Annotated in this window: 18 protein-coding genes; 7 read left to right on the top strand and 11 right to left on the bottom strand. The window is 60.1% G+C overall.

The features are described from left to right. Positions 1-575 precede the first annotated feature (575 nt). Positions 576-3002 (top strand): helix-turn-helix transcriptional regulator, encoded by a 2427-nt coding sequence (locus tag H9L06_RS04725; RefSeq protein WP_187556079.1) that lies wholly within the window; start codon positions 576-578, stop codon positions 3000-3002. A gap of 25 nt (positions 3003-3027) precedes the next feature. Here H9L06_RS04725 and aqpZ read toward each other — a convergent pair whose 3' ends face one another. The 3 genes from aqpZ to H9L06_RS04710 all read right to left on the bottom strand — a co-directional run bounded on the left by aqpZ (position 3028) and on the right by H9L06_RS04710 (position 6126). After that, positions 3028-3774: an aquaporin Z gene (gene aqpZ / locus H9L06_RS04720; protein WP_187556078.1), complete on the bottom strand. Its 747-nt coding sequence runs from the start codon at positions 3772-3774 to the stop codon at positions 3028-3030. 156 nt (positions 3775-3930) lie between these two features. Next, positions 3931-5448, bottom strand: coding sequence for a SulP family inorganic anion transporter (locus tag H9L06_RS04715; protein WP_187556077.1), 1518 nt, complete (start codon positions 5446-5448; stop codon positions 3931-3933). Between the two features lie 39 nt (positions 5449-5487). After that, positions 5488-6126 (bottom strand): MarR family winged helix-turn-helix transcriptional regulator, encoded by a 639-nt coding sequence (locus tag H9L06_RS04710; protein ID WP_187556076.1) that lies wholly within the window; start codon positions 6124-6126, stop codon positions 5488-5490. A gap of 70 nt (positions 6127-6196) precedes the next feature. Here H9L06_RS04710 and H9L06_RS04705 point away from each other — a divergent pair, with 70 nt between their 5' ends. Further along, entirely contained in the window at positions 6197-7150 is a 954-nt protein-coding gene (locus tag H9L06_RS04705) for a VOC family protein (RefSeq protein ID WP_382336361.1), read from the top strand. Between the two features lie 12 nt (positions 7151-7162). Here H9L06_RS04705 and H9L06_RS04700 read toward each other — a convergent pair whose 3' ends face one another. Then, positions 7163-8257 (bottom strand): NAD(P)-binding domain-containing protein, encoded by a 1095-nt coding sequence (locus H9L06_RS04700; protein WP_187556075.1) that lies wholly within the window; start codon positions 8255-8257, stop codon positions 7163-7165. Between the two features lie 27 nt (positions 8258-8284). Continuing rightward, positions 8285-8740 (bottom strand): carboxymuconolactone decarboxylase family protein, encoded by a 456-nt coding sequence (locus tag H9L06_RS04695; RefSeq protein ID WP_187556074.1) that lies wholly within the window; start codon positions 8738-8740, stop codon positions 8285-8287. 225 nt (positions 8741-8965) lie between these two features. Between H9L06_RS04695 and H9L06_RS04690 the strand changes: the two genes are divergently transcribed. From H9L06_RS04690 to H9L06_RS04680, 3 genes are all read left to right on the top strand, one after another. Beyond that, complete coding sequence (locus H9L06_RS04690) at positions 8966-9877, top strand: aldo/keto reductase (protein ID WP_246454499.1); 912 nt, start codon at positions 8966-8968, stop codon at positions 9875-9877. 99 nt (positions 9878-9976) lie between these two features. Further along, entirely contained in the window at positions 9977-10183 is a 207-nt protein-coding gene (locus tag H9L06_RS04685; RefSeq protein ID WP_187556072.1) for a hypothetical protein, read from the top strand. A 73-nt stretch (positions 10184-10256) separates the two neighbouring features. Next, positions 10257-11222 (top strand): CPBP family intramembrane glutamic endopeptidase, encoded by a 966-nt coding sequence (locus tag H9L06_RS04680; RefSeq protein WP_187556071.1) that lies wholly within the window; start codon positions 10257-10259, stop codon positions 11220-11222. Here the strand turns inward: H9L06_RS04680 and H9L06_RS04675 are convergent. Next, positions 11219-11791: a TetR/AcrR family transcriptional regulator gene (locus tag H9L06_RS04675; protein WP_187556070.1), complete on the bottom strand. Its 573-nt coding sequence runs from the start codon at positions 11789-11791 to the stop codon at positions 11219-11221. The genes H9L06_RS04680 and H9L06_RS04675 overlap by 4 nt on opposite strands. A gap of 236 nt (positions 11792-12027) precedes the next feature. On the opposite strand from H9L06_RS04675, the gene phoH2 reads away from it, so the two are divergent. Both phoH2 and H9L06_RS04665 read left to right on the top strand, forming a co-directional pair. Further along, entirely contained in the window at positions 12028-13353 is a 1326-nt protein-coding gene (gene phoH2, locus H9L06_RS04670) for an RNA 5'-3' helicase PhoH2 (protein WP_246454527.1), read from the top strand. Positions 13354-13370: 17 nt separating this feature from the next. After that, a complete protein-coding gene (locus H9L06_RS04665; protein WP_187556068.1) occupies positions 13371-14588 on the top strand; it encodes an acyl-CoA dehydrogenase family protein in 1218 nt (405 codons plus the stop codon). 84 nt (positions 14589-14672) lie between these two features. Here the strand turns inward: H9L06_RS04665 and H9L06_RS04660 are convergent, their stop codons facing one another. From H9L06_RS04660 to H9L06_RS04640, 5 genes are read right to left on the bottom strand one after another with little or no spacing between them, the layout of a single operon-like run. Next, positions 14673-16076 carry a class II fumarate hydratase gene (locus H9L06_RS04660; protein ID WP_187556067.1) on the bottom strand — a complete coding sequence of 468 codons (1404 nt, stop codon included), beginning with the start codon at positions 16074-16076 and terminating at the stop codon, positions 14673-14675. Between the two features lie 52 nt (positions 16077-16128). Further along, entirely contained in the window at positions 16129-16809 is a 681-nt protein-coding gene (locus tag H9L06_RS04655; RefSeq protein WP_187556066.1) for a carbonic anhydrase, read from the bottom strand. Beyond that, the gene (locus H9L06_RS04650) at positions 16806-17480 is read right to left on the bottom strand and encodes a DUF4245 family protein (RefSeq protein ID WP_187556065.1); all 675 of its coding nucleotides are present in this window, start codon (positions 17478-17480) and stop codon (positions 16806-16808) included. Before H9L06_RS04650 ends, H9L06_RS04655 begins: the two co-directional genes overlap by 4 nt. Positions 17481-17482: 2 nt before the next feature. Further along, the gene (locus tag H9L06_RS04645; protein WP_187556064.1) at positions 17483-17722 is read right to left on the bottom strand and encodes an exodeoxyribonuclease VII small subunit; all 240 of its coding nucleotides are present in this window, start codon (positions 17720-17722) and stop codon (positions 17483-17485) included. Positions 17723-17765: 43 nt separating this feature from the next. Beyond that, complete coding sequence (locus tag H9L06_RS04640) at positions 17766-19235, bottom strand: carboxylesterase/lipase family protein (RefSeq protein WP_187556063.1); 1470 nt, start codon at positions 19233-19235, stop codon at positions 17766-17768. Positions 19236-19247: the final 12 nt, after the last annotated feature.

The following is a 19247-nucleotide window of genomic DNA, read 5'->3' as shown; positions in this document are numbered from 1 at the left end:
TCGGTGAATGTCAGCGCGAGAGCGGGAAAAGGTTTGCCTCTCGAGACAATCTCCGCAATCGTCACCGCTTTTCAACACGCATATTGCACCGTCTCACTACTTACTTTTGCCTCTTAACTACTTAATTGGATGAGAATTCATACGGCAATTGAGACTGGATGCCCTGAGTCTTAGACATCCGTTGCAAACAGCCACGCGCGTGCGCGTACGCTGGCGAAGCACTGGGACGCATCTAAGAGTCCTGCTTCTCTCATGGCGAGATAGTTATTGCGACGCAGTTTGAAGATTAGGGAGTCGATGGAGCGCACACGTAAACGCCAGTCAGTGGATTGGGCTTCGTGCTCCGCGAGCTTTTTGGCGCGTGTTACCGTTAAGGATAAGCGAGGAACTCGATGAGGAGGGAGGCGCCGGACGTGAAGGGGCGCGACCGAAGTCTTGCGAAAGCTCAGAGCCTTATCGAGGCTGGGCTGAGCGTAGATGTTGTAGGAAGCCGCGGGAGCGGCCGGACTGCATTTATGCAGGAGTTGTCATCGCGCCTCACCAGTCACCAATGGACTGTATTTCAGGTTCGTGGAGTGGCTTCCTTGCGACAGAACGCATTCGCCGCTCTTGCGCTCTCAGGCATCGTTGAGCTGGCGCCCGCCCGCCGCATCGATGGGGTCATCGAAGAAATCGGGCGACAACTCACTGAGTTGGTTACTGATGACCAGACGGTCTTCTTTCTCGACGACTGGGATGACTTGGACGAGGCTTCCTGGGGTGTCATTGAGTACGTGCGACGTACCACCGGTGTACCAATCGTGATTTCGCGGCTCCAAGGGCTACGTGCACGCCATACGCCGACAGGTCTGCACGCATCTACGTTGGAGCCAACGTATGTTATCGATATGCTCCCGCTTCGGTTTGACGACCTAGACGCTGCGGTAAGCAGTTATCTCGGCGGTCCAATAGAACCCGGAACGTCGAGGCGCATCTATGCAAAGACGGGTGGAAATGTGGGTCTCGCGCTCTCGCTCGTCGACGCAATGAGCCGTGATGGCGCGCTGGTTCAAATCGACGGAAATGCGTGGACGGCCGCTGGCGAGTTATGGAGTCCAGCATTGCGCGCTGTCATGGAGATGCACCTGGAAAGTCTCGAGCCAGTGGCCCGAGACGCCCTCGAAACGATCGCTATGATCGGCCCTGCTGACGTTGAAACCGTGAGGAATCTCGTTGACTGGACCACGCTCGAAGTTCTCGAGGAACGGGCGATGATTGCGTTTGCGCAGGGCGCACGGAGCAATTTGGTTTCTGTTGTACCGCCGCTGTTCAATAGTTACTTTCGTCACGATCCACTTTCAGCGCGACGTATTCGACTCACCGAGCGGATCAATGATGTGCTTGGAACAACATCGAGAAACTTCGACATTGACTCGACTTGGGATACGCCAGACGCGGGTGCGGAACAGAAGGATGCACTGTTCGCGGGCATGCTTCGAGAGAACTCGAAAACACTCCAGTTGGTCGCGTCATATGAGTGGGAGAAGACCCCAACCGTGAGTTCGGCGAACAGTTACCTTGAGGTGCTCTCCCAAATTGGGCTCGAGGCAACGTGCCCGACGATCGAACGCATTTTTACTGAGACAGATTGGGAAGCAGGAGACCTCGCCTCTCGCGCAGAATTCTGTGCGCGCCAGGCGGAGTGGCTCGCCTACAGGATGTCTGAAGTGGACCAGGCTGTTGAACTGCTGGAAACTCGCGCTCCAGAACTCAAGGAGTATGGCCGCATGCTCGACGCGAAGCGAATCAGTATTTTGGCCGATTGCAGAGCTGTGCCTGAGGGGTTTGAAGCTGCCCTTGAAGTCACAGAGGACCTGCCTCAGAACATACAAATTGTGCTTCTCGAAACTCAACTGCAGGTGCTCACGATTGGGTGCCGCTTGAAAGATGCTACGCGGGTTTATCGAGAACTTAAGCGCCTTGACCCCGAAGGCATTAGGGTCACGGCGCGGGCTCTCTATGGCATGGCTCAGCTGGCGCAAGGGCACTACAAGTCAGGCTTGCGGGATCTCAGCAATGGTCTCGACGAAGCCCGGGGATCGCTTGATCTCCCTGCGTTCCGACTGTTCGCAGGTGCGGTCGCGTATGCACATTTGCACAGTGGGGATATGCAGGAGCTCGGCAGCCTTGTCGACGTAGCGCTATCAACGGGCGAGCTTTCGCCGCTTCCTCCCGGAAGCCGTATAGCAATCCTCGTTGGTGCTTCTGTTCTGGCGACCAGCAAAGGTCAAATTGCACTGTGTCAGAAATACGCCGAGATGGCGCGGTCAGAGGGTGAGGAGAATGGCCCCCTACCCGGACAGCAAATCGCTTGGATCGACGCGCAAATTGAGATTCTCAACGGGAATGCGCAGGCTGGCGCTGAAACGCTATGGAAGGCGTCCCAGTCGCTAAAAGAAAGAGGTGCGATCTATGCCGCACAGCTTGGAATGCTCGCGAGCGTCGAGATTTCGATGAACAAGGATCGATTGGCGGAAACGCTTCGACTCCTTGAGGAATTTCCCGACGCGACGGTGCTCGGCGCCCAGGGGCGTTATCTTGCGGCCCTCGAGGCTCGAGATCCGGAAGGTGTTTTCCAAGCGGGGAAAATACTCGAGCGACATGCGCGAAATGGTGTCGCGCTCGCCGCCTATGGGCGCGCGGCGGAATGGTTCGGCGAGAAAGATGCGATTCCTGCGCGAATGAAAGCCTTGAAAGAGGAACGGCGCCTGCGAACTTCGGCGGGCAGCAGAGTATTCAACACCACGCGATTTGGCACGATGCGCACATTCCTCTCGAAGCGAGAACGCGAAGTCGCTGCGCTCGCCGCGAAGGGTTTGAGTAATCAAGACATTGCAACCCACTTGGTATTGAGTGTTCGCACTGTGGAGAGCCATATGCATCGCATTATGCGAAAGTTCGGAGTCTCAACCCGAGATGCTCTCAACGCGAAGCTTGTCGGGAATACCCAGGGATTGAGTTAGCTCGGTACTCTAAGCGCCCTGCACTCTAGGCACTTGGTACGCGTCGCGTAGCCTCGAAGAGTGGTTTGAATAGCCATCCCGCAAGCAGGCCGCCGAGAGCTGGGAACACGAGGAATGCCCAGAGCTGTATGAGGGCTTCGGATCCACCGTAAATTGCGCTCGCAATAGAGCGCGCCGGGTTCACCGATGTGTTTGATATTGGGATTGAGATCAGGTGGATAAGTGTCAGTGTGAGGCCGATCGCAATGCCTGCGAACCCGGCGGGAGCACGGTCTGACGTTGCGCCGATGATGACGAAGAGGAACACCGCAGTGAGAACGACCTCTATGAGGCCTACGGAGAGCAGGCTGTACCCGCCAGGAGAAGCATCTCCATAGCCGTTGGCTCCAAGCGTTCCGTCGTAACCGCCCGGTTGCCCCATTGCGACCGCGAATATGAGCGAGGAAGCGATTGCGCCACCGACTATCTGGGCAATGACGTATCCCGCGACATCCTTCCAGGCGAAGCGTCCAGCGGCGGCGAGGCCCAAGGTGACGGCGGGGTTGAAGTGGCCGCCCGATATAGGGCCGAACGCATAGACGCCGACTACGATGGTAAGCCCGAAAGCTAGTGCGACGCCAAGAAAGCCAACGTTGACCGGGCTGCTTGGATCACCCACGAATCCTGCGGCGAATACGGCGGTGCCGACTCCGCCAAGCACAAGTATGAATGTTCCAACGACTTCGGCGGCCAGGCGTGAGCCCGTGGTTGGCTGGGTCAGGGTGTCAGACATGTGAGACTCCTTTCGAAGGCGCAACCACGTTCAACACGCGCCGTTGCGTGTTCATAGCGTAAGCGTAGAATCCGCATTTTGGGAATGCGACGCGCTGAACGAGGTTGGCCCCGCTAAGGGATGACCACGGCTCCTGGAATGGGCGTGACTCGAAGATTAGCCGCCGAGTTCTCCCGAAAGCCTCGTGTGGAACTTTGAGGTGTACTCGTTCATGCCGATGAGCTCGACCGACTTGTCGTGTTGCGCATACTTCGTCACAATCGCGTCGAGGGCCGCAACCGACGATGCATCCCAGATGTGGGACTGGGTCATGTCTATGACCACGCGGTCGGGGTCGCGCGTGTACTCGAACAGGGTTGTGAGGTCGTTGCTCGAAGCGAAAAAGAGCTCGCCGGTCACGGTGTAGTGGGCCGACTCGACGCCCTGGGTGGTGGTGAGTTTTCGATCCACTGAGACGAAGTGAGCGACCCGCCGCACGAACATCACCGACGCGACAAACACGCCAACGATCACGCCGATGGCGAGATTATTCGTCGCCACGACAACTGCCACGGTCGCAACCATGACGAACGTCTCGCTCTTGGGGAGGCGCTTCAGCGTCGACGGCGCAATGGAGTGCCAATCAAAGGTGCCGATGGTGACCATGATCATGACGGCAACAAGTGCGGCCATCGGGATGATGCCGACAATATCGCCGAGCACCACGATGAGGATGAGAAGGAATACGCCTGCGAGGAACGTTGAGATGCGGGTGCGGGCACCCGATACCTTCACATTAATCATCGTCTGGCCGATCATCGCGCAGCCGCCCATACCGCCGAACAGGCCGGAAACGATGTTGGCGACGCCCTGACCCCAGGACTCGCGAGTCTTGTTCGAATGGGTGTCGGTGATGGCATCGACGAGCTTCGCTGTCATGAGCGATTCCATGAGGCCAACGAGCGCCATCGCCAGGGAATACGGTGCGATGATGGTGAGCGTTTCCCAGGTCAAGGGCACATGCGGAATGAAGAGTTCGGGGAGGCTGCGGGGGAGTTCACCCTGCTCTCCAACGGTCGGAACCTGGATCGCGAACACGATCACGACAGCGGTGACGATGAGGATTGACACCAGCGGTGCCGGAATGACCCGGGTGATCTTCGGCATGAACACCATGATGAGCAACCCGAGAGCCACCAGTGGATACACGAGCCACGGCACACCGATGAGGTGGGGGAACTGCGCGATGAAGATGAGGATCGCGAGAGCATTTACAAAGCCCACCATGACGCTGCGAGGGATGAAGCGCATGAGCTTTGCAACACCGAACAGGGCGAGAAGAATCTGGAACACTCCAGCAAGCATGACCGTGGCGATAAAGTAGTCCATGCCGTGTTCTCGAGCAACCGGTGCGATCACGAGTGCCACTGCGCCAGTGGCTGCACTGATCATCGCTGGGCGGCCGCCCACAAAGGCGATGGTGATTGCCATGATGAACGACGAGAACAGCCCGACCTTGGGATCGACTCCGGCGATAATCGAGAACGAGATCGCCTCGGGGATAAGCGCGAGCGCGACCACGAGTCCGGCGAGCGCCTCTTTCGTGAGGAGCCGCGGAGTCTTGAGTGCAGTAAGTACCGACGGTTCGGGGCGGTAGCGAGCGCCCGATTCGGGGAGTGTCGTTGATTTGTTCATGCCGCAACAAACCTACCCGAGAACCTGCGGCTGGGTGGGTTAGCGCTGAGCGAGCTCTCGTTCTGGCGTAGCGAGCGGATCGGCAGCGCAGACTTCGGGTTCGTCGGTGTCGGCAGGGGCCACCGGGTCGGCAACACAGGTCTGGTCTTCGGCAGAGTCAGCAGACTCAGCAGCAGGATCGGCTGCGCAAGCCTGCGGAGACCAAGCAGCCGTGCTGGCCCCGCGTGGGTCCAGGCTTGATAGCACCGCGTAGGTCACGCTTGAGAGGCCCGCTATTCCGTCGCCAGGAAGGTTTTCGAGCCCGTCGAGTATGAGTTCTCGAACAGCCGTCGCGTAGAGCTCCTGCGAGAGCCGGTACGCCTCAGCTCCTAGTTCGGTGAGCACGAGGTTTGTGGCCCTGGCATCTTCGGCGCACGCAGACCTCTCTGTGAGGCCGCGACGTTCGAGCGAGTTCGCGACCCGCGACAGTCGGGGGAGTGACGCATTGGTCTTTGCCGCGACCTCGCTCATGCGCATGCGCTGGCCGTCTGCCTCGGCGAGCGTCTCGAGCAGGGTGTACTCAAATGCCGTGATTCCCGCTGGGCGCAGTCGCTTGTCGAGCGCTGTTGGCAAGAGCTCGAGCAGTGCGTGCAGGCGGGCGATTGCCACGCGCTCTGGATGTGCGAGAGGAGTGTGCATGCCCCCATTGTATCAATTAGTTGCCATTACAACCAACGTTCCTGTATTGTGTTAGTTGTACCCGCAAGTAATGCAAACTTTGAGTCTTATGGAAGGCATGGAGATGGATCAGCAGGCAGTAAACAAAGAACCAGTGATCACTGCTGGGCTCGAAATGGACGCGGTGAGCCTGCGTGTTGCTGACCTCGAGCTCATGAGCGACTACTACGAGAAGTCTCTTGCGCTTACTCCAATCGAGGAGCGGGCTCGCGGCACCGAAACTGTACGCATTTTGGGGCGAGGCAAGACTCCGTTTGTGCGTCTCGTGCACACACCCGACCTTCCAGCCGGAAGCCCACGCGACGCTGGGCTCTTCCATACAGCGTTCCTGTTTGAGGACAAGGCGAGCCTCTCGGCCACAGTGCTGCGTTCCGCGCAGGATCCACGCGCAAAGTTCGTGGGTTCAAGCGACCACCTCGTGAGTGAGGCGTTTTACTTCACTGACCCCGAAGGCAACGGAATCGAACTCTACGTCGATCGCCCGCGCGAAGAATGGCTCTATGCCGACGGTGACCTGCGCATGGATACGATTTACCTCGACCCAAATGCCTACCTCCAGCAGCACCTTGACGAAGAGATCTTCGCGAACGTTGAAAAGCAGTCGGGCAAGGTGGGGCATGTGCATCTGCAGGTCGGTGACCTGCGCGTTGCACGCGACTTCTACGTAAACTCGCTTGGGCTCGATCCCACCGTCGAGAATTACCCGGGCGCACTGTTCGCCTCGGCGGGCGGGTACCACCACCACGTCGCGATGAATACTTGGAACAGTAGTGGCGCTGGCCCGCGCGGTTCCCAACTCGGATTGGGTGACCTTTCGATCACGCTTCCGACGCGCAACGACCTCGACGAACTCGTCGCAAGGTACCGGGAACAGAAGATCGAATTTCTGGACACCGGAAACACTGTCATCACGCAGGATCCATGGGGCACCCAGGTCACTGTTGCGCTCCCGGGGCGTGATGCCGACGAGTTGCTGGCAAGCTAGCGACGCACGGATTTAGCCAGCAACAGCGCCCGCCACGAATACCTCTTCGTGGCGGGCGCTGTTGCGCAGATATTTGCGAACCCCATTCGCAGCGGATCGGCCCGCGCGGTTAGCACCGATCGTGCTCGCAGAAGGGCCATACCCAACGAGCTGTACTCGTGCATCAGCGACCGCGCCGGTTCCGCGCCCGTCGCGATCGAGCTGGATGCCGCCGTTGCGGCTGCGGAGTTTGAGCGGCGCGAGATGCTGAATGGCCTGCCGGAAACCCGTCGCCCACAGGATGACCTCCACTGGTTCGAACGTGCCATCTTGCCACCGCACGCCGTGCTGTTCGATCCGCTCGAACATTGGCTTGCGGGTTGCGTACGCGCCGAGTCGTTCGGCCTCGCGTTCTTGCTCGCGCAGCATCAGGCCAGTAACGCTCACCACGCTCTCTGGCGGCAAGCCCTGCGCCACACGTTCTTCGACAAGGCCCACAGCAGCGATTCGTGCCTCGGGGTTGAACTCATCTTCCCGCCACACGGGTTCTTTGCGCGTCACCCAAAGTGTGTCGGTGAGCGGTGCGAGCGCGCCAAGAAACTGCACCGCAGATGCCCCGCCGCCGACCACGATCGTGCGTTTGCCGACGAAGTGCTCGGGTCCGGGATATTCGTGCGTGTGCAATTGCTCGCCTTGGAACGTTTCGGCGCCCGGGTAGTACGGCACGAAGGGCTGCGTCCATGTTCCGGTGGCGTTGACGATGGTTCGAGTACGCCAGGTCTGGTCGCCCGCTCGCACGAGAAGCATCTCGCCGTCGTTCTCCACGCGATCCACCACGACCGGGCGCACAATTGGGAGGTCGTGCTCGGCCTCGTATGTGCCGAAGTACGCGGGTACGACACTATTGGCACGCTCGGCGCTGAGCGGTGGGGGTGTGGATCCGGGGAGTTCAGCCACCCCGTGCACGTCGCGCATTGTGAGAGCGTCCCAGCGATGCTGCCAAGCGCCGCCCGGGCGATCGTTGCTGTCGAGCACCACGTGATCAATGCCGAGTCTCGTCAGGTGATACGAGGCCGAGAGGCCCGCCTGACCCGCGCCGATAACGACACTCTCGAAGATCTTACGCATATATTTGCAAACGCATGGAAAGAGGAACTATTCCTTGCGCTCTCGCACGGGGTGCTCGCTCAATACCGAGATGCGGTTGAACATGTTGATCGATACGGCGATCCACTCGGCCGCAACGAATGTCTCATCGCCGAGCACCGACTGTGCGCCCGCAAGGTCGGCCTTCGCCTCTTCGGTGAGTGGCAGCTTTGCCGCAGCCTCGGCGATTGCGAGCACCGCGCGCTCGCGCTCGTTGTAGAGATCGGTCTCGCGCCAGGCCGGAAGCATGTCGAGCTTCTGCTGCGGCACACCTGCTTCGCGAGCCTCGCCAGAGTGCAGGTTGAGGCAGAATGCGCAGCCATTGATCTGTGATGTGCGTACCTTGATGAGTTCGTTCTCAGAGAGCAGCAGGCCTCGCGCAGCAGCGCTCCTGCTGATCGCGACCGAGTACGCGCTCGCGGCCTTCCACGCATCGGGTGCAACCTTGTCAATGTAGGGACGCATAGCTGCTCCTTTCGCGCCGGTGTACCCAGTCAACCACCCTGCCGAAGAAACACAAAGAGCAACGCGTCTCGCTCTCGCTTCCGCAGACAAGGCCGCCGAAGGGCACCGCGCGATGGATGAACGCAGAGCGACGAAGGCGATTCTCACGTTCTAGTGCGCGCCCGATCCGCGTCGATACACTGGAAATGCGAAGGCAAGTGAGAGCCGAGTGCGAAGGAGCACATGATGACTAGATCAGAAAGCACACGCATCGGGCTGGGGATGATGCGGATCGCCACGCTCGAACCAAATCAGATTCGCGACCTCTATCACGGCGCACGAGAAGCAGGGGTGAAGCTGTTCGACCACGCCGACGTGTATGGCGGTGGCGAGCACGGTTGCGAGCGGCTCTTTGGCGAGGCGCTTGAGCTCTCGTCGAGCGAGCGCGAGCAGATCGTACTGCAGACGAAGTGCGGTATTCGTCCCGGGGTTCCTGGGTTCGATTTTTCTGCTGAGCACATCATTCGCCGCGCTGAGGAGTCGCTCGAAGCGCTCCGCACCGAGTACCTGGATGTGCTCCTGCTGCATCGACCCGACACGCTCGTTGAGCCCGAGGAAGTTGCACAGGCCTTTGACGCTCTCGAGTCCTCGGGCAAGGTCCGCTCATTCGGCGTCTCAAACCACACGCCGAGGCAGATTGATCTACTGAAGATGAATGTTTCACAGCCGCTCAAGGTGAATCAGGTGCAGTTCGGGCTCGGTCACGCAGCACTTGTCGCGCAGGGCGTTGCTGCGAACATGGAGGGCCTCGAACAGTCGACCAACCGCGACGGCGGGCTCCTCGAGTACTCGCGCATTAACGGCATCACGCTTCAGGCGTGGTCTCCATACCAGCGCGGTTTCTTCAACGGTTTGATCTTCGATCATCCTGAGCTTTCAAAGCTCCACAGAGTGCTCGATAAGCTCTCGAAAGAGTACGCCACGACCCCGACTTCCATCGCTACGGCGTGGATCACCCGGCATCCCGCAAAAATGGAGGTCATCGTTGGTACCACGAAGGCAAGTCGCCTCCACGAGGCGGTAGCTGGCGCGGAGATCACGCTCACGAGAGCCGAATGGTACGAACTTTTTGAGGCTGCTGGGTACCAGATTCCCTGACCTTTGGCGATCCACACCCGTGCTCGCGGGTCGGATAACGATTCGCCTTCGTTCGGTGCCACCCTGTCTATTGGCCGTAGCTTGGCGTATCTTGAGGATATGAACGAAAAGAAGCAGCCCTCAAAGAACACCGGGATACGCGTTCATCTTCCCGAGGGGGAAGGGAGCGCCTTCGCCGTTGATGAATTGGTCGACGACCTGCTTCACGGCGATATGCAGGGAGTCCTGCATACACTCCACGAGCCACACAGCGAAAGCGACATACACAAGGAGCCACCGATAAAGGCGCCAAAACGGGCAATGTAATCAGCGAACCTACTGGGGTTGACACCCCGGGAGTTGGCGAGCGCCGCAAGGGCGCCGCTACAGTGGATCACTGATGAGTAAGACACTGCCGGTCGATCCAAAGAGTCCAAAGCGCGTGCCCTGGGGCAGCGTGTTCGTATACATCGCTATTTCCTTCGGGCTCGCGTGGCTGGTCACCTTGCCACTGTGGCTGCAGGACCCTGGAGATGCGACCTCGATCAGCGCTCAGCTACTCGCGCAGGCGCTACTCGTGGCCATGATGTTCACGCCAGCGATTGCCACGCTCATCGTTGTCTTCGTTTGCAAACGGCCCCGTACCGAGCGTGCACGTTTTCTCGGGCTGTGGCCACTCAGACCCGTCAAACGGGTGCTGTTGTTTCTGGGTATTGGGCTGCTCGCGCCGATTGTGCTTGTTGCGCTGAGCGTTGCTGTTGCGATCTTGTGCGGCTGGCTCACCCCTGATTTCGAGAACTTCTCGGGATTTGCAGCCTCGCTCGGCGGCGTTGAGATCGGCATGAGTGTTCAGACCCTGGTCGTGGTTCAGTTAGTGCTCATTCCGTTTGGTGCGATCTTGAACATGATTCCCGCCTTTGGTGAAGAGCTGGGGTGGCGAGGCTGGTTGCTCCCGAGCCTGATGCCGCTCGGCACGTGGCCGGCGCTCATAATTAGCGGTCTGATCTGGGGTCTGTGGCATAGCCCCATCATCATGCTTGGCCACAATTTTGGGCTTACTGACTGGCGCGGAGTCGCTCTGATGGCGGTTGGATGCATTGTCTGGGGTGTGTTCTTCGGGTGGCTCCGGTTGCGCAGCGCTTCGGTGTGGCCAGCCGTGATCGCACACGGCTCTCTGAACGCCGCAGCCGGCACCTTCGCAATTATTGCTGCTGCAGATTCACCACTGTCGCTCGCGCTCGTAAACCCGTTGGGCGTCGCGGGCTGGATCGCAGTGGCGGTAGGCATCGTGGCCCTCGCGCTCACACGCCAGTTCGGCAAGGTGCCGGAGCTCGCGCCGACGAAGCCCCATTCAATTTCTGCTTAGTCGGTCTTGCGTTCGGCGTGGAACCACTCGGGTAGCACGTGGTGGAGGTTCTCGAACAAGCGTTCTTGATGCACGTCACCCTCTAGCGTCCACACCCAAATTGCACTCATGGTGCCGGCCGCGATAAACGCCGCAGCGACATCGATATCGACGTCTGGAACCGTGGGCTTCTTCTTGCGACGCTTGGTGAGGTACGCCGCAGCGACATCATTGAGGTTGCGCGTGAGCATGAGCGGCACGGTACCCTCGACGCGTTCTCGGAACGCGATGGTATAAAGCTGGCGTCGTGCCTCAATCTGATTCACCAGGGCGTGCACGTACCACGTATACGCGTCGATATGCGGTGGATGGTGGCCGTCACGCTTGCGCGCCTCGTCAAGTTCGATACTGAGTGCCGTTGCCAGGGCTTCACCCGGACTCGCAAAGTGCTTGTAGAACGTCACGCGATTGATTTGAGCGTGAGCCGCAAGCTCGGAGACAGAAATTTCACCCGACGGCTTGTGCGTTGCGAGTGCGAGTATCGAATCGTGAAGTGCGGCTCGTGTGCGCACTATTCTCGCGTCGGTCATGGCTGAAAGCCTAGCCCTAATTGCTATGCCGCAGTTAGCTTGACACCTGCACCTGCACATTTTGCTTTCAGCGTGTCGAAACCAGCTATTAACCCAAAAGGCGTACGGTGTGGAGTACTAGGCAACCCGCCTGGTTGAGGAGGCCAAAGCCACCCTCGGAAAGCTGCGGCCGACTCGTTTCGCTGGGACCAACCCGGCAGAGCGAAGGAGCCACCGTGGCCGATACCCGAGCACCTATCCAGCAGCTTGCGGAAGATGAGCACAATCCGGTTTCTCAGGTGGAGCGCACATATGTGCTCGACACCTCCGTATTGCTCAGTGATCCGTCAGCGATCTTCCGCTTCGCCGAGCACAGCATTGTGCTCCCCGTTGTGGTGGTCACCGAGCTGGAGAAGAAACGTCATAATCCCGAGATCGGCTTCTTCGCTCGCCGAGCCCTTCGGCTGCTCGATGGCTTGCGCGAGCAGCACCTGAGGTTGGACTTCCCTGTTCCAGTCGGGGATTCGGGCGGAACCTTGCGGGTTGAACTCAACCATTCAAACCAAGATGTGCTCCCAAGCGGCATGCGGTTGAGCGACAATGACACACGCATACTCTCGGTGGCGCAGAACCTCGCGAACGAAGGCCTTGCGGTCACGGTCGTGTCGAAAGATCTTCCGATGCGAGTGAAAGCCGCAGCTCTCGGGCTGGGCGCCGAAGAGTACCGCAATGATCAGACTGGTGACGACAGTTACACGGGAACCGCCGAGATTGACATCGACGACGACCACATGAACGACCTGTGGGAGCAGGAGCGGCTCGAAAATATCGAGGCAGTTCGCGAACTCACTCCGGGCACCGGCCTCATCATCAACTCACTGAGTGGATCGGCACTCGGCAGGGTTGACGGAGAAGCCTCGCTTCGCCTCGTGCGGGGTGACCGCGAGATCTTCGGGGTACACGGTCGAAGTGCTGAGCAGCGCCTCGCGATTGACCTGCTGCTCGATCCCACGGTTGGCATCGTGTCACTTGGTGGTCGAGCGGGAACCGGCAAGTCGGCGCTCGCGCTCGCCGCAGGTCTCGAGGCAGTGCTCGAACGGCAGCAGCACCGCAAGGTGATGGTGTTCCGGCCGCTCTACGCCGTCGGCGGCCAAGAACTCGGTTACCTTCCCGGTGATCAGCAAGAGAAGATGAACCCGTGGGGCCAGGCGGTCTTCGACACTCTCGGTTCTATCGTGTCGCAGAATGTGCTTGATGAGGTGGTCGCTCGCGATCTCGTCGAGGTGCTACCGCTCACGCACATTCGTGGTCGTTCGCTGCACGATGCATTCGTAATTGTTGACGAAGCGCAGTCTCTTGAGCGCAATGTGCTGCTCACGATGCTCAGCCGTATTGGTCAGCGCTCACGGGTCGTGCTCACCCACGATGTTGCGCAACGCGACAACTTGCGGGTTGGCCGCCACGACGGAATCGCGGCCGTAATCGAGAAGCTGAAGGGGCATCCTCTCTTCGGCCACGTCACACTCACCAGGAGCGAGCGCAGCGACATCGCAGCTCTCGTAACTGACCTGCTGGAGGATTAGCACCGTAGGCTGGAGAAATGGCATCTGACCGTATCTCCAGCCTTCTTCCGTCTGATCTGCTTGAGCGTGTGCGTAACCGCGCAGCCGCATACGATGCAGAGAATCGTTTCTTCACAGAAGATCTCGCAGATCTCCGAGCCAGCGGTTATCTCGCGGCCTCGGTACCAGAGTCGATGGGTGGATCGGGCCTGAGCCTCGAAGAACTCATCGCAGCACAGCGGTTACTCGCAGCCCACGCCCCAGCGACGGCCCTCGGTGTGAACATGCACCTCGTTTGGGTGCAGGTCGCGAGGTTCTTGCACGAGCGAGGGCTCGGAGGAGACGCCGAAGGATCGCTGGACTGGGTGCTCCGTGACACGATTGCGGGCGAGGTCTTCGCCTTTGGTATTTCTGAGGCCGGCAACGAAGCGGTGCTCATGGATGCATTCTCGACCGCCACAAAAGACGACGACGGATTTCTTGTTTCTGGCGTGAAGGTATTCACCACCCTGTCGCCGGTGTGGACACGGCTTGGTGTGCACGCAAAATATGAGGGCGAAGGTGCTGACCCCACCCTCGTGTTCGGATTTGTGCGCCGAGATGGTCTCGAGAACGCGGCACCACGCACGAGGGAGCAGGCGAGCAATGGCCTGAGTGTGGGCGCTGTCTCGCACCTCGGGGAGTGGAACACCCTCGGCATGCGAGCAACCCAGAGCTGGACGACAAAGCTCGATGGGGTTCGTATCGCGCACGATGATGTCGCTGCACACGTCGAGCCGCTTGTGGGTCAGCACCCCCTCATTCTCGGTATCTTCTCGTCGTTCTCGCTGCTCACCGCAGCAGTGTACGCGGGCATTGCGGATCGGGCGCTGGAGCTTGCCCGCGAGGCTGCCCATAAGCCGAACCGGGTCGATCCACAACTGAGCCGCATCGACGACCCCGAGATCGCTTCGCGGCTCACGGAGGCAACACTCGCGCATCGCCGCTCGCTCGATTCACTCAATCTCCTAGCCCGAGACGTCGACGAGAAGCGAACCCGCGACGACTGGCCCCTCGCGCTCGCAGCGTGCCGCAATCTCGTGACGGACGAGGCGCGTAGCGCGATCGATGTCGCAATGCGCCTCGTTGGGTCGCGCGGGTTTCAGGCAGACGGCGAACTCGCTAGGCTCTACCGCGATGTGCTCGCGGGCATGTTCCACCCATCCACCTCGAGCGCGCTCGCCGCTTCAGTGCGGGGCACGCTCGAGACTGAGTAGTAGGGCACAACGAGGAAGGGCGTCGAGGTATCACCTCGACGCCCTTCCGTGCTGCTCTGCAGCTGTGTTTGCTAGTAGCTGTGGTTACTTGGCGACACCTGGGTGGGTCATCGACAGCAGATCGAGTGCCTTGTCGAGGTCGGCCTCTGAGACCTCGCCGCGCTCGACATACCCAAGATCTATCACTGCCTCGCGAACGGTGATGCCCTTCGCGACCGAGTGCTTCGCGATCTTCGCGGCTGCCTCGTAGCCGATGAGGCGGTTGAGCGGGGTGACGGTCGACGGGCTCATGCCAGCGAGGGTCTCCATGCGCTCGATGTTTGCCTCGAGACCAGCAACGGTCTTGTCAGCGAACACGCGAGCTGCGTTCGAGAGCAGGCGGATCGACTCAAGCAGTGCGGTGCCCATGACTGGGATCATCACGTTGAGCTCGAAGTTGCCGCGTGCGCCGCCCCAGGCGATGGTTGCGTCGTTGCCGATGATGCGTGCGCACACCATGAGGGTAGCCTCGGGGATGACCGGGTTTACCTTCCCCGGCATGATCGACGAGCCTGGCTGCAGGTCAGGGATGTGCAGCTCACCGAAGCCGGTGTTCGGGCCAGAGCCCATCCAGCGAACGTCTTCGGCGATCTTCGTGAGTGACACAGCGATGGTGCGGAGCGCACCAGACGCCTCGACGAGACCGTCACGGTTTGCCTGCGCCTCGAAGTGGTTGCGCGCCTCGGTGATAGGCAGGCCGCTCGAGTTTGCGATCTCCGCGATGACCTTCTCTGGGAAGCCGAGCGGGGTGTTGATGCCGGTGCCAACTGCGGTGCCGCCCTGGGGAACCTCTGCGACGCGGGGAAGCGCCGCATCGATGCGCTCGATGCCGTAGCGGATCTGTGCGGCGTAGCCGCCGAACTCCTGGCCGAGGGTGACCGGCGTCGCGTCCATGAGGTGGGTGCGGCCCGACTTCACTGCGCTCTTCCACAGCTCGGCCTTCTCCTCGAGCGCCTCTGCGAGGTGCGCGAGCGACGGCTTGAGCTGCTCGATGAGTGCGCCGGTGACCGCGACGTGCACCGAGGTCGGGAACACGTCGTTCGACGACTGCGAAGCATTGACGTGGTCGTTCGGGTGCACGGGCGCACCGAGGTGCTTCGTCGCGAGGGTCGAGAGTACCTCGTTCATGTTCATGTTCGACGAGGTGCCAGAACCGGTCTGGTAGGTGTCGACCGGGAACTCACCGTGGTGGTCGCCACCGATGATTTCGTCTGCTGCTGCAACAATTGCATCGGCAATTGCGCCGTCGAGAATTCCGAGTTCCTTGTTCGCGATGGCGGCTGCTCGCTTGATGCGTGCAAGCGCGACAATCTGTGCGGGTTCGAGGCCCGATCCCGAGATTGGGAAGTTTTCTACTGCACGCTGCGTCTGCGCGGCGTAAAGCGCGTTCTTTGGCACGCGGACTTCACCCATGGTGTCGTGCTCAATGCGGTACTCGATGTCGGTCACGGTACTCCTTGTGTGTGTTGTGGGATTTCGGAATGAGAAATGAGGAAACGCCTTATAGGGGCGCGAGTTCAATGTTTAGCGGGCCAACTGCGGTGTACGGCACGGCGCGACCCTCGGTGAGACGGTACTGACAGCCGACAATGCCGAGCTCACCGCGATCCACCGCGTCGCTGATGGTACGCGAAGTGCGAAGCAGCTCGTTCACCGTGGCGCTCAGGTGAATGCGGCCCGCGGCGTTTGCGTCGATCTCGCTCGGCTCAACGTATGGTGTCTCGTGATGTTGACGGTGCCAGAGCTGTTGAACAGCGGGCTGGATCGGCGCGAGCGTGTTAGCGACCGACAGGGTGACGTCGCTTGGGTTGCGTGTCGACTGGTCGATCGCCGCAGCGACGGCGCCACACGAATCGTGGGCGAGCACCACTATGAGCGACGAGCCGAGGTATGCGACCGCGTACTCCATAGAAGCCGTGATTGATTCGGCGACGACGTGGCCCATGTTTCGAGCGATAAAGAGGTCTCCGAGCCCAAGATCGAAAATAATCTCGGCAGCGAGACGGGAGTCTGAGCAACCGAAGAGCGCTACATCTGGTGCCTGCGTGTTGACGAGTTCTGTTCGTCGCTCGACATCTTGGTTCGGGTGGTTTGATACACCCTTCACGAATCGCTCATTACCTGCGATGAACGTGTCCCAGGCCTGCTGAGGGGTGACCCTTGGAGTGACGCTACTGCTCATTGTGCTCCTTCCGCACCTGATGGGTCGCCGCCAGCAAAGCTCGCTGCGACCTGTGTGGCGAGCACGCGGATCGTACCCCCATCATCAGTTCCAAATACCAGGAGAGTGTTCTCATCGATCTCGCCCTCGAGACCGAAACGCATATTCACCTGATCAGCTCGTCGCTCGGGGTGGTCGTAGACGACCCAATTGACGCCACCGAGCTGCTCCGACCCGGTAGGGTCTTGATCTTCGAGCTTTGCTGCGATCCATTCGGGTTCGACGGGTTCGCCGTCTTCGCGAAACGCCTGCACTACTGTCGCGTACGATTCGTTCTCGGTGGTGTAGTGAATCTGCCAGTAGCTCACCCCATCGTCGCCGGAGGTAAGCGTTGCCTGCTTCGCCTTCCACGTATCTGGCATGTCGGGAACTGCGAGCTCGCGATCCGCACCTGCGCGCTCAGCGAGCGCCGCAACATCAACCGACCGATCTTCGAAATCTCCGGCAGCGCGCGGCACCATGAGATAAATCACGAACACGAGCCCGACCGTGACGAGCAACGAAAAAACGAGGTTATTCACGGTCTTGCGTTGCCGATATAGGCGACTGTTCTCGGCTTTACGCGCTGCGGTTTCGCTCGCGGTCTCTGGGCGGCCAAGCTCAGCGACAATATTCGGTTGCTTCTTCGCCATAGTTACTCTGCGTCACCGGCCCCGGCAGCGTCGTCACCTTTGCGCGCTGCTTCGAGACGCTTGCGAGCGCCGATCAACCATTCTTCACAGCGTGTGGCTAACGCCTCACCGCGTTCCCAGAGCTGGAGCGATTCTTCGAGCGAGGTGCCGCCCTGTTCGAGACGGTTCACCACCTGGATGAGTTCATCGCGGGCGAGTTCGTAGCTCAGGCTTGCGACGTCTGCATCGTTTTGGGCAGTCATGAACTCCAGTCTACTCGCCCGCGGATGCACGTTACGTGGGCGACTAGCTCATGAGCGCGCGTGCCGTGCTGTATGCGCCGGGCGACTCACGTTCTGGAACGTCGAAAATGTGGCTGGGTCCGGTTCCTGCGTCGTCTGCTTCCCACCCAGGGGTGCCATCGATTGCGAACTTCACGAGTGCGCCGTGCACGGAGTCGGCGAGGGCCTGGGGTGGATCGTCACCCGCAACCCCAGCCACTCCAGGGGCATCAAGCCGGTCGAACACAAACGGAATGTCAATGCAATGCCCCGAATAAGGTGGATCTTCAGAGCGCCAGGTAAAACGGTACGACCAAGTAGGACCAGCGTCGGCCTCTGCTCGTGCGGCAGCGACGCGGGGGATCCAAATGTGGAAGACCGAGTCAGATGCGTATCGCTCGAGCAATTCGATGGTGCTTTCTTGCCCTATCGCCATGGGGGTATCGAGCCATCGATCCGCTGCAACGGCAGATGCCCCGAGCGCACGAAGTGTCAGGCGTCTGGGTACGTGCTCAAGTACCAGATTTGAACCAAACATGCCGACGAGCTCGCCCTCGGTTGAGCCGAGAACCAGTGGCACTTTCGCGTTGGGACCATGCGAGACCGATTCGACCGTAGTGGTCGGAACGATAGTTCCGTCTGCGACCGGGCCAATCATTAGCCCATCACGGAGGAGCTGCGAAACTTCTCGGAGCATATGCGGCGGGGCAGGTTGGGTGATGCGAGGCTGCATCTCAAGAAGCTTCGCCTCAGAAAGCTTCGAGAACCCGGTGACATTGTTATCGACCCCGGTGAGCTTGGCGAGATACGCTGAGCGTTCTCGGGCTGCTTCTACTGACGGATCCGCAACTGCCGACGACATTGCGTACCCCGCGCTGAAGAGCCCGGCGGCTCCTGGAGTGCCGAGGAGCGTGAGCACGGCGCCACCGCCCGCAGACTGCCCGGCGATGGTGACCTTGTCGGGATCACCGCCGAACGCATCAATGTGACCGTTCACCCACTCGAGTGCACAAATCCAATCGAGCACGCCGCGATTGGGCACCGCGCCTTCGATCCACCCGAACCCCCGAAAGCCGAGACGGTACGAAATTGTCACGAGCACTACGCCATCGCGCGCAAAGGCTCGACCGTCATACCAGGGGCTCGCGGGGGAGCCTGAGATGAAGCCGCCGCCGTGGATCCACACGATGACCGGAAGCTTTGCCTCGGGATCGAGTGATGGTGTCCACACGTTGACGTTTAAGATGTCGCTTCCCGGAACCGAGAGTTCGGGGATGATGGGCTCGCCAGTCTTGGCGTGCATTGGTGTCGGGCCGAACTCGGTGGCGTCGAATACGCCATCCCACGGTTCTCTGTGCACTGGCCGCGCAAATCGTAGCGGTCCGGTCGGTTCCTCCGCGTACGGTATTCCCCGAAACATCGCGGTGGATCCTTGCCAGATACCCTGCACTTTTCCGGATCGTGTCGTGACGATAGGTCCCTCAGCGCCGTCCATGCTTACACCCGC

The sequence above is a fragment of the Leucobacter denitrificans genome (genome assembly GCF_014396385.1).
Lineage (GTDB): Bacteria > Actinomycetota > Actinomycetes > Actinomycetales > Microbacteriaceae > Leucobacter > Leucobacter denitrificans.
Note: the sequence above shows the minus strand (reverse complement) of the source record. Positions and strands in the feature narration are given on the sequence as shown.